At 52.5% G+C, this 20,583-nt stretch carries 20 protein-coding genes; 18 read left to right on the forward strand and 2 right to left on the reverse strand.

Annotated elements, in window-relative coordinates; genetic code table 11:
* Positions 1-16: 16 nt before the first annotated feature.
* The gene (locus LG381_RS11155) at positions 17-295 is read left to right on the forward strand and encodes a YfcL family protein (RefSeq protein WP_000559764.1); all 279 of its coding nucleotides are present in this window, start codon (positions 17-19) and stop codon (positions 293-295) included.
* 120 nt (positions 296-415) lie between these two features.
* Here LG381_RS11155 and mnmC read toward each other — a convergent pair whose 3' ends face one another.
* Positions 416-2,422: a bifunctional tRNA (5-methylaminomethyl-2-thiouridine)(34)-methyltransferase MnmD/FAD-dependent 5-carboxymethylaminomethyl-2-thiouridine(34) oxidoreductase MnmC gene (gene mnmC, locus LG381_RS11160; protein WP_225762416.1), complete on the reverse strand. Its 2,007-nt coding sequence runs from the start codon at positions 2,420-2,422 to the stop codon at positions 416-418.
* Positions 2,423-2,580: 158 nt separating this feature from the next.
* On the opposite strand from mnmC, the gene fabB reads away from it, so the two are divergent.
* Both fabB and LG381_RS11170 read left to right on the forward strand, forming a co-directional pair.
* A complete protein-coding gene (fabB, locus tag LG381_RS11165) occupies positions 2,581-3,801 on the forward strand; it encodes a beta-ketoacyl-ACP synthase I (RefSeq protein WP_000817178.1) in 1,221 nt (406 codons plus the stop codon).
* A 241-nt stretch (positions 3,802-4,042) separates the two neighbouring features.
* The gene (locus LG381_RS11170; protein WP_225762417.1) at positions 4,043-5,221 is read left to right on the forward strand and encodes an MFS transporter; all 1,179 of its coding nucleotides are present in this window, start codon (positions 4,043-4,045) and stop codon (positions 5,219-5,221) included.
* Here the strand turns inward: LG381_RS11170 and flk are convergent.
* Positions 5,218-6,213 (reverse strand): flagella biosynthesis regulator Flk, encoded by a 996-nt coding sequence (gene flk / locus LG381_RS11175; protein ID WP_000615849.1) that lies wholly within the window; start codon positions 6,211-6,213, stop codon positions 5,218-5,220. The genes LG381_RS11170 and flk overlap by 4 nt on opposite strands.
* Positions 6,214-6,312: 99 nt before the next feature.
* On the opposite strand from flk, the gene pdxB reads away from it, so the two are divergent.
* The 15 genes from pdxB to hisP all read left to right on the forward strand — a co-directional run bounded on the left by pdxB (position 6,313) and on the right by hisP (position 20,513).
* Positions 6,313-7,449, forward strand: coding sequence for a 4-phosphoerythronate dehydrogenase PdxB (gene pdxB / locus LG381_RS11180; RefSeq protein WP_085460976.1), 1,137 nt, complete (start codon positions 6,313-6,315; stop codon positions 7,447-7,449).
* Between the two features lie 65 nt (positions 7,450-7,514).
* The gene (locus tag LG381_RS11185) at positions 7,515-8,528 is read left to right on the forward strand and encodes an aspartate-semialdehyde dehydrogenase (protein WP_001289156.1); all 1,014 of its coding nucleotides are present in this window, start codon (positions 7,515-7,517) and stop codon (positions 8,526-8,528) included.
* Positions 8,528-9,340 carry a tRNA pseudouridine(38-40) synthase TruA gene (gene truA, locus LG381_RS11190; protein WP_001283597.1) on the forward strand — a complete coding sequence of 271 codons (813 nt, stop codon included), beginning with the start codon at positions 8,528-8,530 and terminating at the stop codon, positions 9,338-9,340. Before LG381_RS11185 ends, truA begins: the two co-directional genes overlap by 1 nt.
* A gap of 82 nt (positions 9,341-9,422) precedes the next feature.
* Positions 9,423-10,082, forward strand: coding sequence for a DedA family protein (locus LG381_RS11195; RefSeq protein ID WP_000364335.1), 660 nt, complete (start codon positions 9,423-9,425; stop codon positions 10,080-10,082).
* 153 nt (positions 10,083-10,235) lie between these two features.
* On the forward strand, positions 10,236-11,150 hold the full coding sequence (gene accD, locus LG381_RS11200; RefSeq protein ID WP_000118402.1) for an acetyl-CoA carboxylase, carboxyltransferase subunit beta: 915 nt from the start codon (positions 10,236-10,238) through the stop codon (positions 11,148-11,150).
* Between the two features lie 69 nt (positions 11,151-11,219).
* Positions 11,220-12,488: a bifunctional tetrahydrofolate synthase/dihydrofolate synthase gene (gene folC, locus LG381_RS11205; protein ID WP_225762418.1), complete on the forward strand. Its 1,269-nt coding sequence runs from the start codon at positions 11,220-11,222 to the stop codon at positions 12,486-12,488.
* Entirely contained in the window at positions 12,478-13,137 is a 660-nt protein-coding gene (gene dedD / locus LG381_RS11210) for a cell division protein DedD (RefSeq protein ID WP_000146983.1), read from the forward strand. Before folC ends, dedD begins: the two co-directional genes overlap by 11 nt.
* 349 nt (positions 13,138-13,486) lie before the next feature.
* Positions 13,487-13,975 carry a colicin V production protein gene (gene cvpA / locus LG381_RS11215; protein WP_000262113.1) on the forward strand — a complete coding sequence of 163 codons (489 nt, stop codon included), beginning with the start codon at positions 13,487-13,489 and terminating at the stop codon, positions 13,973-13,975.
* Between the two features lie 36 nt (positions 13,976-14,011).
* Positions 14,012-15,529 (forward strand): amidophosphoribosyltransferase, encoded by a 1,518-nt coding sequence (gene purF, locus LG381_RS11220; protein WP_225762419.1) that lies wholly within the window; start codon positions 14,012-14,014, stop codon positions 15,527-15,529.
* Between the two features lie 94 nt (positions 15,530-15,623).
* Positions 15,624-16,193 carry a flavin prenyltransferase UbiX gene (ubiX, locus tag LG381_RS11225; RefSeq protein ID WP_000825691.1) on the forward strand — a complete coding sequence of 190 codons (570 nt, stop codon included), beginning with the start codon at positions 15,624-15,626 and terminating at the stop codon, positions 16,191-16,193.
* A 264-nt stretch (positions 16,194-16,457) separates the two neighbouring features.
* A complete protein-coding gene (gene argT / locus LG381_RS11230; protein ID WP_000748253.1) occupies positions 16,458-17,240 on the forward strand; it encodes a lysine/arginine/ornithine ABC transporter substrate-binding protein ArgT in 783 nt (260 codons plus the stop codon).
* 220 nt (positions 17,241-17,460) lie between these two features.
* Positions 17,461-18,243 carry a histidine ABC transporter substrate-binding protein HisJ gene (hisJ, locus tag LG381_RS11235; RefSeq protein ID WP_000737621.1) on the forward strand — a complete coding sequence of 261 codons (783 nt, stop codon included), beginning with the start codon at positions 17,461-17,463 and terminating at the stop codon, positions 18,241-18,243.
* An 89-nt stretch (positions 18,244-18,332) separates the two neighbouring features.
* Positions 18,333-19,019, forward strand: coding sequence for a histidine ABC transporter permease HisQ (hisQ, locus tag LG381_RS11240; RefSeq protein ID WP_000965518.1), 687 nt, complete (start codon positions 18,333-18,335; stop codon positions 19,017-19,019).
* Positions 19,016-19,732 carry an ABC transporter permease gene (locus tag LG381_RS11245; RefSeq protein ID WP_000569947.1) on the forward strand — a complete coding sequence of 239 codons (717 nt, stop codon included), beginning with the start codon at positions 19,016-19,018 and terminating at the stop codon, positions 19,730-19,732. The genes hisQ and LG381_RS11245 overlap by 4 nt, the downstream gene beginning before the upstream one ends.
* 7 nt (positions 19,733-19,739) lie before the next feature.
* Positions 19,740-20,513 carry a histidine ABC transporter ATP-binding protein HisP gene (gene hisP / locus LG381_RS11250; protein ID WP_001293604.1) on the forward strand — a complete coding sequence of 258 codons (774 nt, stop codon included), beginning with the start codon at positions 19,740-19,742 and terminating at the stop codon, positions 20,511-20,513.
* Positions 20,514-20,583 lie beyond the last annotated feature (70 nt).

The following is a 20,583-nucleotide window of genomic DNA, read 5'->3' on the forward strand; positions in this document are numbered from 1 at the left end:
ACAATGAGGAAAGAAGATGATCGCGGAGTTTGAATCACGCATTCTGGCATTAATCGACGGTATGGTTGACCATGCCAGTGATGATGAGTTGTTTGCCAGTGGATATTTGCGTGGCCACCTGACGTTAGCCATCGCAGAACTGGAAAGTGGTGATGACCACTCCGCCCAGGCGGTGCATACAACCGTTAGCCAGAGTCTGGAAAAAGCCATTGGCGCCGGTGAATTGTCGCCGCGTGACCAGGCGCTGGTTACCGATATGTGGGAAAACCTGTTTCAGCAGGCGTCACAGCAGTAAGTTGTTGGCGTCTGGAGCACCATGCCTGATGCGACGCTTGCCGCGTCTTATCAGGCCTACATGTTACCGTAGGTCGGATAAGGCGTTCACGCCGCATCCGACAAACAATGCCAAAGCTGATTACCCGGCCTTCACCATTTTACCTTTCAACAATTTCCGTACCCATAACCGATTCGGATTTAACGCCGCCAGCGTACTGGCATCCATCGGAATCGGTTCGTCGCTCATCTGCGCCGCCAGAATTTCGGCACACAGCGGGGCAGAACACAAACCACGCGAACCCAAAGCTGCAAGCATAAACAGATCGTCATAAACCGGTGCGCTTACCGCCTCATCTTTCTGTTCCGCCAGCGAGGCATATTCCGCGAGCGTTGCGTCATAATCGGGAACATTGCCCACCATTGGCAGATGATCGCGGGTGGCACAACGTACACCGCAACGCGCCTCTTTTTCACTGACATCGACTTCTGTCGCCCATTGCGCCTGTGGGAAACAATCAATCAACCGCTGGCGATTCTGCTGCTGATCATCTTCACTGTACGTCGTATCTTCACTACCGCGATGGTAACTGGCGCCGATACAATGATGCTGATTTGCCGGATTTTGCGGCGTGAGATAACCGTCATAACACAGCACCTGCTTCAGTTTCGCCAGTTCCGGTGTTGTCGGAATATGGCTAACCTGACCGGCAACTGAATACACCGGCAGAGGCGATGTTTGGCTGAAACGGCTAATTTGATGCCCGTTCGCCAGTACCACCACACTATGCATCGCTTGCTTATCACCTGCAAAATTCAGCAACCAACAGTCATCCTTATGGGATAAGTCCTGTAACTGGTGTTGATAACGAATCTGTAAACCTTGCTGTTGCGCCAGTTCCAGCACATTACGGGTCAGTTCTGCCGGGCACAACCAGCCACCTTGCGGATATGTAATACCGCCGCAATTTGTTACTACACCTGTAACGCCTTCAACCTCATTCGCCCCGACTGCAACAGCCAGATCTGCGGGTAAATCCATCGACAGCATCTGCGCGATTTTATGCTGGCTTTTCTCATCCCAGCCTAACTGCGTGACGCCGCACCAGTCATGATCAAATTTAACGGGCAATAAATCGTAAAGCCGACGAGCAAAAGTAAACGCATTAGAGAAAAAGCGGTTCAGCGCCTCATCATGTTTGCTTAATAACGGATACAGCGCCCCCTGGCGATTGCCGGAAGCACCCAGTGCAGGGGCATCATCCGCGCAATAAAGCGTTACCTGCCAGCCGCGACGCAACAGCGCCAGAGACAATAACGCGCTGGCGATACCGCCGCCGATAACTGCGGCTTCCCGTTTGCTGCTGCCTGTACGGTTAAACCACGGCGTGGAGGAGGGGAGTGGTAATGTCTGTTCCATTACGCCGCAAAGCATTTCCCGTTTTCGCCCAAAGCCCTTACGCTTTTGCATTGTGAATCCGGCTTCCTGCAAACCGCGACGGACAAATCCGGCAGAAGTGAAGGTCGCCAGCGTGCCGCCAGGACGCGCCAGACGCGCCATGGCATTAAACAGGTTTTGCGTCCACATATCCGGGTTTTTCGCGGGCGCAAAGCCGTCCAGAAACCAGGCATCCACTTTTTGATTCAGCGAATCGTCCAGTTGGCTGGTCAGTTCGTTAATGTCGCCAAACCATAAATCCAGCGTTACGCGTCCTTCATCGAGCAATAAACGATGGCAACCGGGTAAGGGTAAAGGCCACTGCGCCTGGAGTTGTTCCGCCCACGGCGCCAGTTCCGGCCAGTGTTGATGCGCTAACGCTAAATCAGCACGGGTGAGGGGAAATTTCTCAAAACTAATGAAATGCAATCGCTGCAATTGTGCCTGCGGATGCGCCTGGCGAAACTGATCAAATGCCTGCCACAGCGTCAGGAAGTTTAATCCGGTGCCGAAGCCGCTCTCGGCTACCACAAACAGAGGATGTGGATGAGCAGGAAAACGTGCCTCTAATTGGTTACCCCCCAGAAAGACATAACGCGTCTCTTCCAGTCCGTTATCGTTGGAAAAATAGACATCGTCAAAATCTCGGGAAACAGGTGTACCCTCAGCATTAAATTCGAGGTTGGCAGGTTGTATTGCGTAGTGTTTCACGTAAGTTACTCGTCTTACAGGCGGTGGCTCGATCTTAGCGATGTGTGTCAGGCTGCGCAAATTTCTCTATAAATTGTCTGATCGGACTTGTTCGGCGTACAAGTGTACGCTATTGTGCATTCGAAACTTACTCTATGTGCGACTTACAGAGGTATTGAATGAAACGTGCAGTGATTACTGGCCTGGGCATTGTTTCCAGCATCGGTAATAACCAGCAGGAAGTCCTGGCATCTCTGCGTGAAGGACGTTCAGGGATCACTTTCTCTCAGGAGCTGAAGGATTCCGGCATGCGTAGCCACGTCTGGGGCAACGTAAAACTGGATACCACTGGCCTCATTGACCGCAAAGTTGTGCGCTTTATGAGCGACGCATCCATCTATGCATTCCTTTCTATGGAGCAGGCAATTGCAGATGCTGGCCTCTCTCCGGAAGCTTACCAGAATAACCCGCGCGTTGGCCTGATTGCAGGTTCCGGCGGCGGTTCCCCGCGTTTCCAGGTGTTCGGCGCTGACGCAATGCGTGGCCCGCGCGGCCTGAAAGCGGTTGGCCCGTATGTGGTCACCAAAGCGATGGCATCTGGCGTTTCTGCCTGCCTCGCCACACCGTTTAAAATTCACGGTGTTAACTACTCCATCAGCTCCGCGTGTGCGACTTCCGCACACTGTATCGGTAACGCAGTCGAGCAGATCCAACTGGGCAAACAAGATATCGTGTTTGCTGGCGGCGGCGAAGAGCTGTGTTGGGAAATGGCGTGTGAATTCGACGCAATGGGCGCGCTGTCTACCAAATACAACGACACCCCGGAAAAAGCCTCCCGTACTTATGACGCTCATCGTGATGGTTTCGTTATCGCTGGCGGCGGTGGTATGGTCGTGGTGGAAGAGCTGGAACACGCTCTGGCACGTGGCGCCCACATCTACGCTGAAATCGTTGGCTACGGCGCAACGTCTGATGGCGCAGATATGGTTGCTCCGTCTGGTGAAGGTGCGGTTCGCTGCATGAAGATGGCGATGCACGGCGTTGATACCCCAATCGACTACCTGAACTCTCACGGTACTTCAACTCCGGTTGGCGACGTGAAAGAGCTGGCGGCTATCCGTGAAGTGTTCGGCGATAAGAGCCCGGCGATTTCTGCAACCAAAGCAATGACCGGTCACTCACTGGGCGCGGCGGGTGTGCAGGAAGCTATCTACTCTCTGCTGATGCTGGAACATGGCTTTATCGCCCCGAGCATCAACATTGAAGAGCTGGACGAACAGGCGGCGGGTCTGAACATCGTGACCGAAACAACCGATCGCGAACTGACTACCGTTATGTCTAACAGCTTCGGCTTCGGCGGCACCAACGCCACGCTGGTAATGCGCAAGCTGAAAGATTAATAGATAGAGTCGGTCGGATAAAACGCGTCAGCGTCGCATCCGACACTAACGCAAAAGGGAGCCTGATGGTTCCCTTTTTCACATCATTGACAATTGCCGCCTGTTCCAGGCAAACTTCCCGCTTTGTCGATTTCCTTCTGAAAAGACGTAAGCGTTAAATCCTGCCAACGCACCGTAACCCTGAAACCAGAGAGATGAGACGGGGAAATTCCTCGCCTTGCGCTGCATTCTGGAGTAATGCATGACTGCTGTAAGCCAAACAGAAACACGATCTTCTGCCAATTTTTCACTCTTTCGTATCGCCTTTGCGGTTTTTCTAACTTACATGACCGTAGGGTTACCGTTGCCGGTTATCCCGCTGTTTGTTCATCATGAACTGGGCTATGGCAACACCATGGTCGGGATTGCCGTCGGCATTCAGTTTCTGGCTACGGTGCTGACGCGTGGCTACGCCGGGCGGCTGGCCGATCAATATGGCGCAAAACGTTCGGCGCTTCAGGGGATGTTAGCTTGTGGTCTGGCTGGCGGCGCGCTGCTGCTGGCGGCGCTTTTACCCGTCTCTGCACCGATTAAATTTGCTCTGCTGGTCGTTGGGCGTTTAATTCTTGGTTTTGGTGAAAGTCAGTTACTGACGGGGGCTTTGACATGGGGATTAGGCATTGTCGGATCGAAACACTCCGGTAAAGTGATGTCCTGGAACGGAATGGCCATTTACGGCGCACTGGCAGTCGGTGCACCGCTTGGCTTACTGATTCATAGCCATTATGGTTTTGCCGCACTGGCGCTTACTACAATGGCATTGCCGTTACTGGCGTGGGTCTGCAATGGCACAGTACGCAAAGTACCGGCAATGACGGGAGAACGCCCATCGCTGTGGAGCGTTATCGGGCTTATCTGGAAACCAGGACTAGGTCTGGCGCTTCAGGGGGTTGGCTTTGCGGTTATCGGGACTTTTGTTTCGCTCTACTTTGCCAGCAAAGGATGGGCGATGGCGGGCTTTACGCTCACAGCCTTTGGCGGCGCCTTTGTCGTTATGCGCGTGATGTTTGGCTGGATGCCAGATCGTTTTGGCGGCGTAAAAGTGGCGATTGTCTCTCTGCTTGTAGAAACGGTGGGCTTGTTGCTGCTCTGGCAAGCCCCAGGTGCGTGGGTCGCATTAGCGGGCGCGGCATTAACCGGAGCCGGATGTTCGCTTATCTTTCCTGCGCTGGGCGTGGAAGTGGTTAAACGTGTTCCTTCCCAGGTTCGCGGTACTGCGCTCGGCGGCTATGCCGCGTTTCAGGATATCGCCCTCGGCGTTTCCGGGCCGCTGGCGGGAGTGCTGGCGACCTCGTTTGGCTACTCTTCGGTATTTCTTGCTGGGGCGATATCGGCGGTGCTGGGGATTATCGTGACGATACTGTCGTTTCGCCGGTGTTAACTCACCAGCCAAACCAACATCACAACGATGACGACGAATAATATCCACAAGCTGGGGCGCATTGACATTTTTTGTATCGTGTCAATGAATGGGGTAAAGGGATTGAACAGCGGTTGAATATTACGTGGTTCAATGCCTTTCACCCGCCGCTGATAGAGCTGGTTAAGGATATCCTCGGCCTGTGCAGAAGTCAGGGCTGAATGCGTAGAAAGGCCATACTTTTGCTCAACATAGGTCGATAATACCGTCAGCTCGCTGGCATCCAGTGGCTGTTTTAGCGCCATCTGGAGCGACTCCAGCGTCGGTGTGTGTTGCTGACTTAACGCCTGACGCGCCTGTAACCAGGTGACGAGATGGTTAAACTGTTTCGCCGGAATCAACTCGCCATCTTTCACCCCTGAAAGTTCCAGCATCGATTGCCAGATCTGTTTACTGGGTTCCCCCGTGGCTGCCGCGAGTTTTGTGACCAGTTGCTTGAGCGTATTGTGCTCTGCTGGTAATAAAGGTCGCTCGGTCGCTTGGCGCTGTTGCGGCTGTGGGATAACCATCTTCCCTTCTTGTAGCAGAGTCAGGACGGTTTTTAATTGCTCCGGTGAGAGTTGATTCAGAGGTGTCTGGCCAAAATTATGCCGGATATAATCCGTGACGGCCTGACGATTATTCCCCAGACGTAAATATTCCCCCAATTGAGCCAGAAGTTGGCGGACAGAATAACTTTTTTGCGCAGATAGCAGACGTTGCGCAAGGTTTTGTTCTGCGGCCGGGAAGTGGCGTGAAAGCAAAGGTGAATCACCCGGCAGACCGATATCGTGCTTTATATTGGCCCACAATTCCGCTCTCTGCTGTTGCGTCAGCGAAGTTATTTTGGTCATCAAACTTTCCAACGCGGTACGTTGCAAGCTGGATAAAGGTTGATTGCCTGCGCCAGACGACAGGTTATCCCCCTGCCCTGGTGGTTGCGCAGGAGGAAGGCCTGAAAGAGGTTGTATCATTATGTATCCTTATACCTGAAATCATCGCAAGTATGCCTGGCCGCGAGATTATGGCACACTTATCCGGTTAACTCTCGTTCTCATACAGGTAGCACAAACGTGAAAATCCTTGTTGATGAAAATATGCCTTATGCCCGCGAATTATTTAGCCGTCTGGGTGAGGTGAAAGCGGTTCCGGGGCGTCCAATTCCAGTCGCTGAACTGGATGATGCAGATGCGCTGATGGTGCGTTCAGTCACAAAAGTGAACGCGTCGCTGCTGACGGGGAAACCGATAAAATTTGTTGGCACTGCCACGGCAGGGACAGACCATGTTGATGAGGCATGGTTGAAGCAGGTGGGGATTGGTTTTTCTGCGGCACCTGGCTGTAATGCGATTGCGGTAGTGGAATACGTTTTCTCGTCATTGCTGATGCTTGCCGAACGCGATGGATTTTCACTGCATGACCGTACCGTGGGGATCGTGGGCGTCGGTAATGTCGGTCGTCGATTACAGGCGCGGCTGGAGGCGTTGGGGATTAAAACTTTGCTTTGCGATCCGCCACGCGCCGATCGTGGGGATGAGGGGAATTTCCGTTCTCTTGATGAGCTGGTTCAGCACGCAGATGTTCTGACTTTCCATACACCGCTCTTTAAAGATGGGCCGTACAAAACGCTACATCTGGCGGATGAAAAACTGATCCGTAGCCTTAAACCTGGAGCGATCCTGATTAACGCCTGCCGTGGCGCAGTCGTCGATAATACCGCCCTGCTGACCTGTCTGAACGAAGGTCAGAAATTAAGCGTGGTGCTGGATGTCTGGGAAGGCGAACCGGAACTCAACGTGGAACTGTTGAAGAAAGTGGATATCGGCACGCCGCATATTGCCGGTTATACCCTGGAAGGAAAAGCGCGCGGTACTACGCAAGTGTTTGAAGCCTATAGCAAGTTTATTGGTCATGAACAACACGTTGCGCTGGATACATTGCTGCCAACGCCAGAGTTTGGTCGCATTACGCTGCATGGCTCGCTCGATCAGCCAACGCTGAAAAGGCTGGTGCATTTGGTGTATGATGTGCGCCGCGATGACGCACCGCTGCGTAAAGTCGCCGGAATACCGGGTGAGTTTGATAAACTGCGCAAAAACTACCTTGAGCGCCGTGAATGGTCGTCTCTGTATGTGATCTGTGATGACGCCAGCGCGGCGGCATTACTGTGTAAACTGGGTTTTAACGCCGTTCATCATCCGGCACGTTAATCTCTTCTTCATGCTCTCTGCTGTAATATCGGCAGGGAGTTTTGCTATTTCTGGAGTAAACCACCATGTCTGAAGGCTGGAACATTGCCGTCCTGGGCGCAACTGGCGCTGTGGGCGAAGCCCTGCTTGAAACGCTGGCTGAACGTCAGTTCCCGGTTGGGGAAATTTATGCACTGGCACGTAACGAAAGCGCAGGCGAACAACTGCGCTTTGGTGGTAAGACAATCACCGTGCAGGATGCCGCTGAATTCGACTGGACGCAGGCGCAACTGGCATTTTTTGTCGCAGGCAAAGAAGCGACCGCTGCCTGGGTTGAAGAAGCGACCAACGCGGGTTGTCTGGTGATCGACAGCAGCGGATTGTTTGCTCTCGAACCCGACGTACCGCTGGTGGTGCCGGAAGTAAACCCGTTTGTACTGACCGATTACCGCAACCGGAATGTCATCGCCGTACCGGACAGCCTTACCAGCCAGTTACTGGCGGCACTGAAACCGTTAATCGATCAAGGCGGTTTGTCTCGTATCAGCGTCACCAGCCTGATTTCCGCCTCCGCCCAGGGTAAAAAAGCGGTCGATGCGTTAGCGGGGCAGAGCGCGAAACTGCTGAACGGCATTCCGATTGATGAAGAAGATTTCTTTGGGCGTCAGCTGGCGTTCAACATGCTGCCCTTATTGCCGGATCGCGAAGGTAGCGTGCGCGAAGAACGCCGTATCGTCGATGAAGTGCGCAAAATCATGCAGGACGAAGGACTGATGATCTCGGCAAGTGTTGTTCAGGCACCGGTATTTTACGGTCATGCCCAGATGGTCAATTTTGAAGCACTGCGTCCGCTGGCGGCAGAAGAAGCGCGTGATGCGTTTGCTCAAAGCGAAGATATTGAGCTTTCTGAAGAGAATGAATTTCCAACGCAGGTGGGCGATGCTTCCGGGTCGCCGCATCTTTCTGTTGGTTGCGTGCGTAATGACTATGGTATGCCGGAGCAAATTCAGTTCTGGTCGGTGGCTGATAACGTTCGCTTTGGCGGCGCATTGATGGCAGTGAAGATCGCTGAAAAACTGGTGCAGGAGTATCTGTACTAATGTCCGACCAGCAACAACCGCCAGTTTATAAAATTGCGCTGGGCATTGAGTACGACGGCAGCAGATATTACGGCTGGCAACGGCAGAACGAAGTTCGCAGCGTGCAGGAGAAGCTGGAAAAGGCGCTCTCGCAGGTGGCGAATGAACCGATCACCGTCTTCTGCGCCGGGCGTACCGACGCAGGCGTACACGGCACCGGGCAGGTTGTGCATTTCGAAACGACCGCGCAGCGCAAAGACGCTGCGTGGACGTTGGGCGTAAATGCGAATTTACCTGGTGACATCGCCGTGCGTTGGGTTAAAGCTGTACCCGATGATTTTCATGCCCGATTTAGCGCCACGGCTCGCCGTTATCGCTACATCATCTACAATCATCGCCTGCGCCCGGCAGTGCTGAGTAAAGGGGTAACCCACTTTTACGAACCGCTGGACGCCGAACGGATGCATCGGGCTGCACAATGTCTGCTGGGCGAGAATGATTTCACCTCGTTTCGCGCGGTGCAATGTCAGTCCCGAACGCCGTGGCGCAACGTTATGCATATCAACGTCACGCGTCACGGTCCTTATGTGGTGGTGGATATCAAAGCGAATGCCTTTGTACACCATATGGTGAGGAATATTGTAGGCAGCCTGATGGAAGTCGGTGCCCACAACCAGCCAGAGAGCTGGATAGCAGAGCTGTTGGCGGCAAAGGACAGAACGCTGGCGGCAGCAACGGCGAAAGCGGAAGGTCTATATCTGGTTGCGGTGGATTACCCTGACCGGTTTGATCTTCCAAAGCCGCCAATGGGCCCGCTATTTCTGGCGGACTAACGAGAATAATGCTCTGAACATTTCAGGCCGTAGCCAGCGCAGTTACGGCCTGAAAGAGTAAGAGCAAAAGGCATAGGCAATTATGGACCTGATTTATTTCCTCATCGATTTTATCCTGCACATTGATGTGCATCTGGCGGAGCTGGTCGCAGAGTATGGCGTCTGGGTTTATGCCATCCTGTTTTTGATTTTGTTCTGTGAAACCGGTCTGGTGGTGACACCGTTTCTGCCGGGAGATTCGCTGCTGTTTGTTGCCGGGGCACTGGCTTCGCTTGAAACCAACGATCTCAATGTTCATATGATGGTCGTACTGATGTTAATTGCCGCGATTGTTGGTGATGCGGTCAACTACACCATCGGGCGATTGTTCGGCGAGAAATTATTCAGTAATCCGAACTCGAAAATTTTCCGCCGTAGCTATCTCGACAAAACGCATCAGTTTTATGAGAAACACGGTGGCAAAACCATTATTCTTGCCCGTTTTGTGCCAATCGTCAGAACGTTCGCCCCGTTCGTTGCGGGGATGGGCCACATGTCGTACCGTCATTTCGCCGCTTACAATGTGATCGGCGCGCTGTTATGGGTACTGCTTTTTACCTACGCAGGCTATTTCTTCGGTACAATCCCAATGGTTCAGGATAACCTTAAGCTGCTGATCGTCGGGATTATTGTGGTTTCCATACTGCCGGGCGTCATCGAAATTATCCGTCACAAACGCGCTGCGGCACGCGCCGCAAAATAAAGTAACTCGGCGGTTCGACCACTTTTTTATCCAAAGTTTCGGGCTGTTATGTTTTAATGTGCAACATTGATGGTCTGTTGGGGGCAAAAATGGCATTATGCGTCCCCAAAGATAAAACTGGCATCGAACCAGGTTCAGACAGAAAGGTCCCTAATGAGCTGGATTGAACGAATTAAAAGCAACATTACTCCCACCCGCAAGGCAAGCATTCCTGAAGGTGTGTGGACTAAGTGTGATAGCTGCGGTCAGGTTTTATACCGTGCAGAGCTGGAACGTAATCTTGAGGTCTGTCCGAAGTGTGACCATCACATGCGTATGACGGCGCGTAATCGCCTGCATAGCCTGTTAGATGAAGGAAGCCTTGTGGAGCTGGGTAGCGAGCTTGAGCCGAAAGATGTGCTGAAGTTCCGTGACTCCAAAAAGTATAAAGATCGTCTGGCATCAGCACAGAAAGAAACCGGCGAAAAAGACGCGCTGGTCGTAATGAAAGGCACCCTGTATGGAATGCCGGTCGTTGCTGCTGCCTTCGAATTTGCCTTTATGGGCGGTTCAATGGGATCCGTAGTGGGTGCTCGTTTTGTGCGTGCCGTTGAGCAGGCGCTGGAAGACAACTGCCCGCTTATCTGCTTTTCCGCCTCTGGTGGCGCACGTATGCAAGAGGCGCTGATGTCGCTGATGCAGATGGCCAAAACCTCTGCGGCACTGGCGAAAATGCAAGAGCGCGGTCTGCCGTACATTTCTGTGCTGACCGATCCGACGATGGGCGGTGTTTCTGCGAGCTTCGCGATGCTTGGCGATCTCAATATTGCTGAACCGAAAGCGTTGATTGGCTTTGCCGGCCCGCGTGTGATTGAACAGACCGTTCGCGAAAAACTACCACCGGGATTCCAGCGCAGTGAGTTCCTGATCGAAAAAGGCGCGATCGACATGATCGTCCGCCGTCCGGAAATGCGCCTGAAACTGGCGAGCATTCTGGCGAAGCTGATGAATCTGCCAGCGCCAAATCCTGAAGCGCCACGTGAAGGCGAAGTGGTGCCTCCAGCACCGGATCAGGAACCTGAGGCCTGATAACTGATAAGGGCAGGGCCGCTGGCTCTGCCCTTTTGCTATTATCCCCGTAATGAATCAGCGGATACCATGATTATCAAACGCACACCTCAAGCCGCGTCGCCTTTGGCTTCGTGGCTTTCTTATCTGGAAAACCTGCACAGTAAGACTATCGATCTCGGCCTTGAGCGCGTAAGCCAGGTGGCAGCGCATCTCGGCGTTCTGAAACCAGCACCGTTTGTGTTTACCGTTGCAGGTACGAATGGCAAAGGCACAACCTGCCGCACGCTGGAATCGATACTCATGGCGGCAGGGTACAAAGTGGGGGTTTACAGTTCGCCGCATCTGGTGCGTTATACCGAGCGCGTTCGTGTACAGGGTCAGGAACTACCAGAATCGGCCCACACCGCCTCTTTTGCTGAGATTGAATCGGCACGCGGTGATATTTCCCTGACCTATTTTGAATACGGCACGTTGTCGGCGCTGTGGCTGTTTAAACAGGCGCAACTTGATGTGGTAATTCTGGAAGTGGGGCTGGGTGGTCGTCTGGATGCCACCAATATTGTCGATGCTGATGTGGCTGTGGTGACCAGCATTGCGCTGGATCATACCGACTGGCTGGGGCCAGATCGCGAAAGCATTGGTCGCGAGAAAGCGGGGATCTTCCGCAGTGAAAGACCGGCGATCGTTGGTGAACCTGAAATGCCGTACACCATCGCCGATGTAGCGCATGAGAAGGGCGCACTGTTGCGACGTCGAGGCGTAGAGTGGAATTATTTCGTCAGCGACCATGGCTGGTCGTTTACTGACGCAAACGGTACGCTGGAAAACCTGCCGTTACCGCTTGTCCCACAACCGAATGCCGCAACGGCGCTGGCTGCGCTGCGTGCCAGCGGTCTGGAGGTCAGTGAACAGGCAATTCGCGATGGCATTGCCAGCGCAATTTTGCCGGGACGTTTCCAGATTGTGAGCGAGTCGCCACGCGTCATTTTTGATGTCGCCCATAATCCCCATGCGGCAGAATATCTTACCGGGCGTATGAAAGCGTTACCGAAAAAGGGGCGCGTACTGGCAGTAATCGGTATGCTACATGATAAAGATATTGCTGGTACATTGGCCTGGTTGAAAAGCGTGGTGGATGACTGGTATTGTGCGCCACTGGAAGGGCCGCGCGGTGCCACGGCAGAACAACTGCTTGAGCATTTGGGTAACGGCAAATCATTTGATAGCGTTGCGCAGGCATGGGATGCCGCAATGGCAGACGCTAAACCGGAAGATACCGTGCTGGTGTGTGGTTCATTCCACACGGTCGCACATGTCATGGAAGTGATTGACGCGAGGAGAAGCGGTGGCGAGTAAGTTTCAGAATCGGTTAGTTGGCACAATAGTGCTGGTGGCGCTGGGAGTGATTGTGCTGCCAGGGCTGCTGGACGGGCAGAAAAAACATTATCAGGATGAGTTCGCGGCAATCCCGCTGGTGCCTAAAGCGGGCGATCGTGATGAGCCTGATATGATGCCAGCCGCTACCCAGGCATTGCCGACACAGCCGCCGGAAGGGGCTGCAGAGGAGGTGCGTGCGGGCGATGCTGCGGCACCTTCGCTCGATCCGGCAATCATTGCAGCCAATAATACCGAGTTTGAACCGGAACCTGCACCGGTCGCTCCGCCGAAGCCGAAACCGGTGGAACCGCCTAAACCGAAAGTGGAAGCACCTGCGCCGAAGCCAGAACCGAAACCGGTCGTGGAGGAAAAAGCTGCACCGACGGGTAAAGCGTATGTTGTGCAACTGGGTGCGCTGAAAAATGCCGACAAAGTGAATGAGATTGTTGGTAAATTGCGCGGTGCGGGATACCGGGTTTATACGTCGCCGTCAACGCCAGTACAGGGTAAAATTACCCGTATTCTGGTTGGGCCGGATGCCTCGAAAGAGAAGCTGAAAGGCTCGCTGGGTGAGCTGAAGCAACTTTCTGGCTTAAGCGGCGTGGTAATGGGCTATACGCCGAATTAATACGGTTTTGCCTGATGCGACGCTGGCGCGTCTTATCAGGCCTACGCAGGGGTAGAACCGTAGGTCGGATAAGGCGTTTATGCCGCATCCGACAGCCGTTGCCTGATGCGACACTGGCGTGTCTTATCAGGCCTACGCAGGAGTAGAACCGTAGGCCGGATAAGGCGTTCACGCCGCATCCGACATGTATTGCCCGATGCCGCAAAGGCAAAAAAAACCGATGGCGTTGAATGTTTTTTCAGCGCCATTTTTATTGATGCGCGGGAAGGAAATCCCTACGCAAACGTTTTCTTTTTCTGTTAGAATGCGCCCCGAACAGGATGACAGGGCGTAAAATCGTGGGACACATATGGTCTGGATTGATTACGCCATAATCGCGGTGATTGCTTTTTCCTCTCTGGTTAGCCTGATCCGTGGCTTTGTTCGTGAAGCGTTATCGCTGGTGACATGGGGTTGTGCTTTCTTTGTCGCCAGTCATTACTACACTTACCTGTCAGTCTGGTTTACGGGCTTTGAAGACGAACTGGTTCGAAATGGGATTGCCATCGCGGTACTGTTTATTGCCACACTTATCGTTGGCGCTATCGTGAACTTCGTGATAGGCCAGCTAGTGGAGAAAACAGGGTTGTCAGGCACCGATCGGGTGCTGGGCGTCTGTTTCGGTGCGTTGCGTGGTGTGCTGATTGTTGCTGCCATTCTTTTCTTTCTTGACTCCTTTACCGGAGTGTCGAAAAGCGAAGACTGGAGCAAATCACAGCTGATTCCACAGTTCAGTTTTATCATCAGATGGTTTTTTGATTATCTGCAAAGCTCGTCAAGTTTCTTGCCCAGAGCGTAAGTGCTCTGAGATGTGGCTTAACGAGGAAAAAGACGTATGTGCGGTATTGTCGGTATCGCCGGTGTTATGCCGGTTAACCAATCGATTTATGATGCCTTAACGGTGCTTCAGCATCGCGGTCAGGATGCCGCCGGCATCATCACCATTGATGCCAATAACTGCTTCCGTTTGCGTAAAGCGAACGGGCTGGTGAGCGATGTATTTGAAGCTCGCCATATGCAGCGTTTACAGGGCAATATGGGCATTGGTCATGTGCGTTACCCTACGGCTGGCAGCTCCAGCGCCTCTGAAGCACAGCCGTTTTACGTTAACTCCCCGTATGGCATCACGCTTGCCCATAATGGCAATCTGACTAATGCTCACGAGTTGCGTAAAAAGCTGTTTGAAGAAAAACGCCGCCACATCAACACCACTTCCGACTCGGAAATTCTGCTCAATATCTTCGCCAGCGAACTGGACAACTTTCGCCATTATCCGCTGGAAGCCGACAACATTTTTGCTGCCATTGCCGCCACAAACCGCCTGATCCGTGGCGCGTATGCCTGTGTGGCGATGATTATCGGTCACGGTATGGTTGCTTTCCGCGATCCTAACGGCATTCGTCCGCTGGTGTTAGGAAAACGCGATATTGATGAGAACCGCACAGAATATATGGTCGCTTCTGAAAGCGTTGCGCTCGACACCCTGGGCTTTGAGTTCCTGCGTGATGTCGCACCGGGTGAAGCGATTTACATCACTGAAGATGGTCAGTTGTTTACCCGCCAGTGTGCCGATAATCCAGTCAGCAATCCATGCCTGTTTGAGTATGTTTACTTTGCCCGCCCGGACTCGTTCATCGACAGAATTTCCGTTTACAGCGCCCGCGTCAATATGGGAACAAAGCTTGGCGAAAAAATCGCCCGTGAATGGGAAGATCTGGATATCGACGTGGTTATTCCGATCCCGGAAACTTCCTGCGATATCGCACTGGAAATTGCTCGTATTCTGGGTAAACCGTACCGTCAGGGGTTTGTCAAAAATCGTTACGTTGGTCGCACCTTTATCATGCCGGGTCAGCAACTGCGTCGTAAGTCCGTGCGGCGTAAACTGAACGCTAACCGTGCCGAGTTCCGCGATAAAAACGTCCTGCTGGTCGATGACTCTATCGTCCGTGGCACCACCTCTGAGCAAATTATCGAGATGGCGCGTGAAGCCGGAGCGAAGAAAGTGTACCTCGCTTCTGCGGCACCGGAAATCCGCTTCCCGAACGTTTACGGTATTGATATGCCGAGCGCCACGGAGCTTATCGCCCACGGTCGTGAAGTAGATGAAATTCGCCAGATCATCGGTGCTGACGGTCTGATTTTCCAGGATCTGAACGATCTGATCGAAGCCGTTCGCGCTGAAAACCCGGATATCCAGCAGTTTGAATGCTCGGTGTTCAACGGCGTCTACGTCACCAAAGATGTTGATCAGGGCTATCTCGATTTCCTCGATACTTTACGTAATGACGACGCCAAAGCAGTGCAACGTCAGAACGAAGTGGAAAATCTCGAAATGCATAACGAAGGATAATGCCTTCACTCAGGGTGCCAGTCTGGCACCCTGACTTGCAACTCTCGCCGAAATCCTGCAAAGTCTGCCTGCAAGTCTGACAGGGCAACTCTTTATGAAACGACTCATTGTGGGCATCAGCGGTGCCAGCGGCGCGATTTATGGCGTGCGCTTATTACAGGTTCTGCGTGATGTCGCAGACGTTGAAACACATCTGGTGATGAGCCAGGCGGCACGCCAGACCTTATCCCTCGAAACGGATTTTTCCCTGCGCGAAGTGCAGGCATTAGCCGATGTCACGCACGATGCGCGCGATATTGCCGCCAGCATTTCTTCCGGTTCTTTCCAGACACTGGGGATGGTGATTTTACCCTGTTCAATCAAAACACTGTCCGGTATTGTCCATAGCTATACTGATGGCTTACTGACCCGTGCGGCAGATGTGGTGCTGAAAGAGCGTCGTCCGTTGGTGCTCTGCGTGCGTGAAACTCCGTTGCACTTAGGCCACCTGCGTTTAATGACTCAGGCGGCAGAAATCGGTGCGGTGATTATGCCTCCCGTTCCGGCGTTTTATCATCGCCCGCAATCCCTTGATGATGTGATAAATCAGACGGTTAACCGTGTTCTTGACCAGTTTGCGATAACCCTTCCTGAAGATCTCTTTGCCCGCTGGCAGGGCGCATAATTCCGCTGTTGCCCTGTTTCAGGGCAATTTTGCAACCGCGATCAAATCCTCGACATTTTGTTCCTGCCATTCAATCGAAACGCTGCGATTCAACCGCCATACCTGCTATCTTCAACTTTAGGACAATAACGCAACGTCTTATTAACATATTTAACGTTGAATGTTAATGTTGCCGTCAAGATGGCATAAGACCTGCATGAAAGAGCCTGCAAACACACAACACAATACACAACATAAAAAAGCCATTTCACTTGAGGGTTATGTATGAAGAAGTCGATTCTCGCTCTGTCTTTGTTAGTCGGTCTCTCCGCAGCGGCTTCCAGCTATGCGGCGCTACCGGAGACGGTACGTATCGGAACCGATACCACCTATGCGCCGTTCTCGTCGAAAGATGCTAAAGGTGATTTTGTTGGCTTTGATATCGATCTCGGTAACGAGATGTGCAAACGGATGCAGGTGAAATGTACCTGGGTTGCCAGTGACTTTGATGCGCTGATCCCCTCACTGAAAGCGAAAAAAATCGACGCCATTATTTCGTCGCTCTCCATTACTGATAAACGTCAGCAGGAGATTGCCTTCTCTGACAAGTTGTACGCCGCAGATTCTCGTTTGATTGCCGCCAAAGGTTCGCCGATCCAGCCGACGCTGGATTCACTGAAAGGTAAACATGTTGGCGTGCTGCAAGGCTCTACCCAGGAAGCGTATGCCAATGATAACTGGCGTAGTAAAGGCGTCGATGTGGTGGCCTATGCTAACCAGGATTTGGTCTATTCCGATCTGGATGCAGGCCGTCTGGATGCCGCTTTGCAGGACGAAGTCGCGGCCAGCGAAGGATTCCTCAAGCAACCTGCCGGTAAAGAGTTCGCCTTTGCTGGCTCATCAGTGAAAGACAAAAAATACTTCGGTGATGGTACAGGCGTAGGGCTACGTAAAGATGATGCCGAACTGAAAGCCGCTTTTGATAAGGCGCTTGGCGAACTGCGTCAGGACGGCACTTACGACAAGATGGCGAAAAAGTATTTCGACTTTAATGTCTACGGTGACTGATATGTCGCAGGGAAGCTGTACCTGATGGAATGATCATCATGGTGCACGCCAGGTTTGTTGCACTATCGTGGTGCATTAAAATGCATACTTAAGCATTTTTAATGGAAAATAATACGTCTAACGGGGCGGGATATTTTGCCTTGATGGTCAATTTTATGGCACGATAAGTGTAACAAACCTGTAAATATTCCCTATAAAAAGACTGTCAGTTGAGGACATTATGAAAAAACTGGTGCTATCGCTCTCTCTGGTTCTGGCCTTCTCCAGCGCAACTGCAGCGTTTGCTGCGATCCCGCAAAACATCCGCATCGGCACCGATCCGACCTATGCGCCGTTTGAATCAAAAAATTCACAAGGCGAACTGGTTGGCTTTGACATCGATCTGGCGAAGGAGTTGTGCAAACGCATCAATACGCAATGTACGTTTGTCGAAAACCCGCTGGATGCGTTAATCCCGTCCTTAAAAGCGAAGAAGATTGACGCCATCATGTCATCGCTTTCCATTACGGAAAAACGTCAGCAAGAAATTGCCTTCACCGACAAACTGTACGCTGCCGATTCTCGTCTGGTGGTGGCGAAAAATTCCGACATTCAGCCGACAGTCGAGTCGCTGAAAGGCAAGCGGGTAGGCGTATTGCAGGGCACCACCCAGGAGACATTTGGTAATGAACACTGGGCGCCCAAAGGCATTGAAATCGTCTCTTATCAGGGGCAGGACAACATTTATTCTGACCTGACTGCCGGACGTATTGATGCCGCGTTCCAGGATGAGGTCGCTGCCAGCGAAGGTTTCCTCAAACAACCCGTCGGTAAAGATTACAAATTCGGTGGCCCGTCTGTTAAAGATGAAAAACTGTTTGGCGTAGGCACCGGCATGGGTCTGCGTAAAGAAGATAACGAACTGCGCGAGGCACTGAATAAAGCCTTTGCCGAAATGCGCGCTGACGGTACTTACGAGAAACTGGCGAAAAAGTACTTCGATTTTGATGTTTATGGTGGTTAATCACCATCGGTGAAGGAAAGCCCGCTCCCTTCGGGTAACCGGAGGGAGACAAGAGGCGGTAATTCACCACACACGACAGGACAGGCTGCATGTTGTATGGGTTTTCAGGTGTTATTTTACAGGGTGCGCTCGTCACGCTGGAGCTGGCTATCAGCTCTGTAGTGCTCGCTGTAATCATCGGTTTAATTGGCGCTGGCGGTAAGCTCTCGCAAAATCGGCTTTCGGGGCTGATTTTCGAAGGATACACCACGCTGATTCGTGGCGTGCCGGACTTGGTGTTGATGCTGCTGATTTTCTATGGTTTGCAGATTGCGTTAAACACGGTGACGGAGGCGATGGGCGTCGGGCAGATTGATATCGACCCGATGGTCGCCGGCATTATCACTCTCGGTTTTATCTACGGTGCTTATTTTACCGAAACGTTCCGTGGCGCGTTTATGGCAGTGCCGAAAGGACATATAGAGGCGGCGACGGCGTTCGGTTTTACTCGTGGGCAAGTGTTTCGGCGGATCATGTTTCCGGCGATGATGCGTTATGCCCTGCCGGGGATTGGTAACAACTGGCAGGTAATCCTCAAATCTACAGCCCTGGTTTCGTTACTCGGCCTGGAAGATGTGGTCAAAGCCACGCAGTTGGCAGGAAAAAGTACCTGGGAACCGTTCTATTTCGCCATCGTCTGTGGCGTGATTTATCTGGTTTTCACCACCGTTTCCAATGGTGTGCTGCTGTTCCTTGAGCGCCGCTATTCCGTGGGTGTGAAGAGGGCTGACCTGTGATCGAAATCTTACATGAATACTGGAAACCACTGCTGTGGACCGATGGTTATCGTTTTACCGGCGTGGCGATCACCCTGTGGCTGCTGATTTTGTCGGTAGTGATAGGCGGAATTCTGGCGCTGTTTCTGGCGATTGGTCGCGTCTCAAGTAATAAATACATCCAGTTTCCAATCTGGTTATTTACCTATATTTTTCGCGGTACGCCGCTGTATGTTCAGCTGCTGGTGTTCTATTCTGGCATGTACACGCTGGAGATTGTTAAGGGCACCGAGTTCCTTAATGCCTTTTTCCGCAGTGGCTTGAACTGTACCGTGCTGGCGCTGACGCTCAACACCTGTGCTTACACCACTGAGATTTTTGCCGGGGCGATCCGTTCGGTGCCGCACGGGGAAATCGAAGCCGCCAGAGCCTACGGTTTCTCAAGCTTTAAAATGTATCGCTGCATTATTTTGCCATCGGCGCTGCGTATTGCGTTACCGGCCTACAGCAACGAAGTGATCCTGATGTTGCATTCTACTGCGCTGGCTTTTACCGCCACAGTGCCGGATCTGCTGAAAATTGCCCGCGATATCAACGCCGCCACGTATCAACCATTTACCGCCTTCGGCATTGCCGCTGTGCTCTATTTAATTATCTCTTATGTCCTGATAAGCCTGTTCCGTAAAGCGGAAAAACGCTGGTTGCAGCATGTGAAACCTTCTTCAACGCACTGAGAATACGATGTCCGAGAATAAATTAAACGTTATCGATTTGCACAAACGCTACGGCGAACACGAAGTGCTGAAAGGGGTGTCACTGCAAGCGAACGCCGGGGATGTGATAAGCATCATCGGATCGTCGGGATCGGGGAAAAGTACCTTTCTGCGTTGCATTAACTTCCTCGAAAAACCGAGCGAAGGATCGATCGTGGTTAACGGCCAGACCATCAATCTGGTGCGTGATAAAGACGGCCAACTCAAAGTCGCCGATAAAAATCAGCTGCGCTTACTGCGCACACGCCTGACGATGGTGTTCCAGCACTTCAATCTCTGGAGCCATATGACGGTGCTGGAAAACGTCATGGAAGCGCCGATTCAGGTGCTGGGCCTGAGCAAGCACGAAGCACGCGAGCGGGCGGTGAAGTATCTGGCGAAAGTCGGCATAGACGAACGTGCGCAGGGGAAATACCCGGTGCATCTTTCCGGCGGTCAGCAACAACGTGTTTCCATCGCAAGGGCGCTGGCAATGGAACCGGAGGTTCTGCTGTTTGATGAACCTACCTCGGCGCTCGATCCTGAACTGGTAGGCGAAGTGTTGCGTATTATGCAGCAGCTCGCAGAAGAGGGAAAAACGATGGTTGTAGTGACCCACGAAATGGGCTTTGCCCGCCACGTCTCCACGCATGTAATTTTTCTTCATCAAGGGAAAATTGAAGAAGAGGGGGCGCCAGAACAGTTATTCGGCAACCCGCAAAGTCCGCGTCTGCAACAGTTCCTTAAAGGTTCGCTGAAATAATTACCTCTCCGGTGGCTAATGCTGCCGGAGTATTTTCAGGGGGAATTTGCGAGTCAGCTTCCGCTGAAAT

Source organism: Escherichia sp. Marseille-Q3837, assembly GCF_916618735.1.
Taxonomy (GTDB): domain Bacteria; phylum Pseudomonadota; class Gammaproteobacteria; order Enterobacterales; family Enterobacteriaceae; genus Escherichia; species Escherichia ruysiae.

Bases quoted from the DNA above. Each gene is read 5' to 3' on its own strand.
- LG381_RS11195 (WP_000364335.1), top strand. From the start codon at position 9,423: ATGGACCTGATTTATTTCCTCATCGATTTTATCCTGCACATTGATGTG.
- folC (WP_225762418.1), top strand. From the start codon at position 11,220: ATGATTATCAAACGCACACCTCAAGCCGCGTCGCCTTTGGCTTCGTGG.
- LG381_RS11170 (WP_225762417.1), top strand. From the start codon at position 4,043: ATGACTGCTGTAAGCCAAACAGAAACACGATCTTCTGCCAATTTTTCA.
- purF (WP_225762419.1), top strand. From the start codon at position 14,012: ATGTGCGGTATTGTCGGTATCGCCGGTGTTATGCCGGTTAACCAATCG.
- hisJ (WP_000737621.1), top strand. From the start codon at position 17,461: ATGAAAAAACTGGTGCTATCGCTCTCTCTGGTTCTGGCCTTCTCCAGC.
- fabB (WP_000817178.1), top strand. From the start codon at position 2,581: ATGAAACGTGCAGTGATTACTGGCCTGGGCATTGTTTCCAGCATCGGT.
- hisQ (WP_000965518.1), top strand. From the start codon at position 18,333: ATGTTGTATGGGTTTTCAGGTGTTATTTTACAGGGTGCGCTCGTCACG.
- LG381_RS11155 (WP_000559764.1), top strand. From the start codon at position 17: ATGATCGCGGAGTTTGAATCACGCATTCTGGCATTAATCGACGGTATG.
- cvpA (WP_000262113.1), top strand. From the start codon at position 13,487: ATGGTCTGGATTGATTACGCCATAATCGCGGTGATTGCTTTTTCCTCT.
- flk (WP_000615849.1), bottom strand. From the start codon at position 6,213: ATGATACAACCTCTTTCAGGCCTTCCTCCTGCGCAACCACCAGGGCAG.
- accD (WP_000118402.1), top strand. From the start codon at position 10,236: ATGAGCTGGATTGAACGAATTAAAAGCAACATTACTCCCACCCGCAAG.
- ubiX (WP_000825691.1), top strand. From the start codon at position 15,624: ATGAAACGACTCATTGTGGGCATCAGCGGTGCCAGCGGCGCGATTTAT.
- argT (WP_000748253.1), top strand. From the start codon at position 16,458: ATGAAGAAGTCGATTCTCGCTCTGTCTTTGTTAGTCGGTCTCTCCGCA.
- LG381_RS11185 (WP_001289156.1), top strand. From the start codon at position 7,515: ATGTCTGAAGGCTGGAACATTGCCGTCCTGGGCGCAACTGGCGCTGTG.
- truA (WP_001283597.1), top strand. From the start codon at position 8,528: ATGTCCGACCAGCAACAACCGCCAGTTTATAAAATTGCGCTGGGCATT.
- hisP (WP_001293604.1), top strand. From the start codon at position 19,740: ATGTCCGAGAATAAATTAAACGTTATCGATTTGCACAAACGCTACGGC.